Origin of the sequence: Anaerobiospirillum sp. NML120449, from assembly GCF_023051105.1 — a bacterium.
Taxonomy (GTDB): Bacteria; Pseudomonadota; Gammaproteobacteria; order Enterobacterales; family Succinivibrionaceae; genus Anaerobiospirillum.
This window is the reverse complement of the sequence record NZ_JALKIL010000080.1, coordinates 1-4,103: the sequence shown is the minus strand read 5'-3', so window position 1 is coordinate 4,103 and position 4,103 is coordinate 1. Positions and strand designations below refer to the sequence as shown.

The window sequence follows — 4,103 nt, the reverse complement described above, 5'->3', positions numbered from 1 at the left end:
GTACGTACTTTCTGAGTGTGGGGTGTGATGATTTAGCTGATTTATATAAGATTCCTGCATGTTCCATAACATACAGGAGACGTATATGGGCGTTAAAAATGACGCAGCTGTGCCATCGTGCAAAAGGCATAATGTTACAGAGGATGTCCTGATGGGGGCCGTTATCAACTCTGGACTTTGCTCCTTTCAAATCGGATTTATGTATGGTGTAGCGCCATCCTATATTTGCAGTCTTGCAATAAAGAACCTTGGAGAAACAGCATTCTGTAGTCTGGAGAAAGAAGCTCTGGCCAGACTCCGCAGCAAGATCGGTGAACTTTTGCTTGCAGGACGTTCCCAAAATGAGGCGGCAAGAGAATGTGGCATATCCAGTCACTCATTCAGGCAGCTGGCCGAAATGCAGGAAGTAAACTCAGTCAGAACAGCTTCTGTCTGCATTGTAGATGACGATGAGGATGATTATGAGCTGCCTGATACAGGCGCTAACAGAATAAGCCTTAAGTATCTTGATTTTGAAATCAGCTATACAACAGGCAAAGACCCTGAGGAGTCTATCCTTTCAATATGCAGATTTCTTATAGGAGGTAGTGATGCTGCTTCCTAAACACACCAGAATCATCATTATAAACAAGCCGATTAATGCGCGGCTTGGTATACCTGGCATGATGAATCTTCTATTCAGTAACGCCTTTGAGCTGCTATGGGACGGGGTAGAGCCCATTACTGTAGTGGCATTTAACCTGAAGCAGAGGATGTGCAAAATCCTGACAGTAGATGATAACGGCATAACCTGCTCAAACAGGGTTCTGAGACAAGGTCGTTTCCAGTACATGCTCAGGCATGAGCTGATTCCAACTGCAATTAGAAGGTGCGAGCTGGAGGCGCTTCTACAGGAGGGAACGATTAAACGTTTCAACAGGCAGAAATTGTGATTGATTATCTGCGATATTATTGGGGGATCATAAACTTATGATCCCCTGTTTTTTTATAAGTAGGACAATGATATATGAGCTCAGACATCTCCAGTTCTTCCGAAATGGCAAAATCCAACTTTAATCTGAAGACCAAGGTGAGTGCTTTAGAGAAGAAGGTTAAAGAGCTTAATAGCAAGCTGACAGCTTCAAATAAGAAGACTGAGGCATTATTTGACCTCCTTTATCTACTGCAGAAACTGTTTCCGTGGCTCAAAAGTATTTTGGCAAGATTTGTTAAAACCTCCACGATTCCTTTTGATGAAGTCGACAAGTATTTATCATGTACTAAAAACTCATCTAGAAGAAACATTGCTGAGGCAATGAATATTGCCTCAAAAACCGAATCAACCAAACCGTCTGCAAAGACACATTCAAGCTCATCTGTTGATGCTAACAATGAGGAGGAGGCAGATGAGATCCCGCTTGCCCGGGTAAATAACACTGTTATGACATTCAGCAAAGACAGATTGAAGGACAATCATGAGCTCGTTAACAATAAATTAAAAAACGGCACCAGAATTCAGGAGATCATAAAAGAATGCATGCCAGCAGGCGGTTTTTGCTTTGAGTTGCCATCCTTTGACGATAATCAGGATACCAAAAAGCAGGCAGATGAAGCTGCTGCAGCTATCATTGAATCATTCAAATGTCTAAATGCAGTCATAGTGTCAGAAAATACCGGAGTGGAGATTAAAACTCCAAATGGTGAGGTTCAAAAGCTTCACTCAAAGGGAGTTCTTAGACACAAGGTTTTAAACTGCTCAACTATCGAGAATGGCTCGCTTGTAATAATCGACGAATACAAATACATCAACCAGAATTGCGAGATGGATGGCTCAACTTCTGAGACTGTATCTTTTAACTCTCTTACCTTAAGTGGCAGTAAGCTTATATACAGATATGATTGCCCAGATATGGCCAACAGTCACCTTCTTAATATTGATGATGCGGATCTGAACAATTCGGCTAATGGTGTTACTCCAGAGATGAGAGATCAGGCAAGGGATGGAGTAGCTTTGCTTAAAAAGCAGATAAGAATCAGGCGAGACAATGATATTAAATTCTTTAAGAAGCTTTCCAGGGCAATCAGGGTGCAGAGTCCTTCTGATATTCGGGCTGTTATTCAGCAAATAATCAAGGCCAGGCGGGAAGAAATTTTAAATTTTGGTCGTCTTGAGTCCGCCTACATCCAGCCTGCATCTCCTCTGTCACTTCACAAGGGCCCTGCACACACCATGCTCTATGGCGGTACTGACGGATTAATTAATGCTGACTATGACTCACAGCTGTTTCAATTTATCTCGCCATGGTTTCGCTGTGGCTACTCTACAAAATTCATTACATCATTGTGTACTGCTTTTATTGGCTTTAATACCTCAAAAAATGCAGTACACAATTTTTTTAAGCAACAACATCAATGTACAGGCGCTCAGTCCACTTCAGTCAATCTTATAAACGCCTTTTGCACTGTCCTTGGGTTATGCACAAAAGCCAGTCTCGATATCATTCGCTCATCAAATCTCATAATAGCGGATGAAGTCACAATGAAACAGATGGAGGAGTCGCAAGCCATAGTTAAGTACATGTATTCATTGATGAATGGCAGGGACTCTGACGAGCGCCACGTTTGTATAACTTATACAGGATCCAGAGAGTTCAAGCATATTCTCTCACTGTTAAAGCCTGAAAGTACGGGGTTTAAGGCTGCCCTGATTCATTCTGACGGCTATATAGGCTACAAGAAGTTTATACGCTACTGCTACAAGACGAAAGGCTTGATCCATGTTACCTGTATTGTGCATGCTCGCCGTTTTGTTATGAGGTACCTGAAAGACTCTCTATTACTGGATGTCTATACGAGCATACTTGAAAAAGCAGCTGAAACAGAAGCTGATGTGTTTGACCTCATAGATGAGTATGCCGCAACAAACGGTAATCTCGGCGAAATAGATGTTAGATTCTTAAAATTCATCCATCTGATAAGCATGCTGTTCGCCATGGAAAACAGATTTCTGTCATGCAACACATCAAAATCAGAAAACAGGTTCTCAGATCCTGATTTCATGAATCGTCTGGCCAATGCAAGGATCGATCATTACAGTATCATCTTCTTTCTTGCTGACTCAATTGTATGTGAGCTGGCAGACAAATTTGGCATGGCACAAATTACCAGGGACCGAGACTCTTACAAGGTTCCAGACAACTTTACTCACCCTGGATGCAGAGCCGTAGTGTACTGGATGAATCACAGAAACACCCTTGTCAGATTCCTTGAGCATCCAGAGGTGGAGCTGAGTACAAACGTTATCGAGAGAATGCATCGTCGTGTAGTCGTATCTTACAATCACTTTCATTTCATGCGCACGCCCGGTGGAAGTGCAGCGTTTGCCCACCTGGTTACCGCCCTTCAGAACTGTGCAATGGCAGGGGTCAACTTCTCAGATTTCCTTGATTATGTGATGTATGAATACATAAAGGCCAGAAATCAGATATATATGGATCCTGACCTCATGGATAAGATTAATTCTGACTACAGGGAAAGGTCTGGAATCAATGACTTTGATATCAGAGACTATCTATGGATGATGCCGTCAAAATGCACTCTAACTTACACTGACAAAGAGACAGGTGCTGAAATTAAGGTCGAAAAGGATCTTAATGATGAGCTTAATCCAACTACTTTTATGCTTGGATACATAGACAGTAAGCCATTCAACCCTTACGTTTTTAAGAAGCACATTCTCAGGAATGACTGGCTGTATTGGGAGTCTGATCAGGTATCCAATGAGCAGGATGTATATGAGAAAACCTCTGCCATTTCACATCCAGCTACTGGAGATGCCCAGTCTGTCAATGCCGCAAAACAGTCTACGCCTGCTACCCGGGATGCGCCGTCTGTACAGGTAGCCTCGCACTCGCCGCAGGCTGCCGGTTATGCCTCATCTGTCAGTGGTGCATCACAGTCGATGCCAGCTACTGGAGATGCCCAGTCTGTCAATGCCGCAAAACAGTCTTCGCCTGCTACCTGGGATGCGCCGTCTGTACAGGGAGCTTCGAACTCGCCGCAGGCTGCCGGTTATGCCTCGTCTGTCAGTGGTGCATCACAGTCGATGCCAGCTACTGGAGATG

Annotated in this window: 3 protein-coding genes; all 3 read left to right on the top strand. The window is 43.4% G+C overall.

What is annotated here, in order from left to right; genetic code table 11:
• The first annotated feature begins 58 nt into the window (after positions 1-58).
• Positions 59-604, top strand: a complete 546-nt coding sequence (locus tag MXE41_RS12775; RefSeq protein ID WP_247100844.1) for a hypothetical protein — start codon at positions 59-61, stop codon at positions 602-604.
• Positions 591-932 (top strand): hypothetical protein, encoded by a 342-nt coding sequence (locus MXE41_RS12770; RefSeq protein WP_247100843.1) that lies wholly within the window; start codon positions 591-593, stop codon positions 930-932. The genes MXE41_RS12775 and MXE41_RS12770 overlap by 14 nt, the downstream gene beginning before the upstream one ends.
• Before the next feature lie 104 nt (positions 933-1,036).
• Positions 1,037-4,103 (top strand): transposase (locus tag MXE41_RS12765; protein ID WP_247100841.1); only part of this gene is annotated, 3,067 nt, incomplete at its 3' end.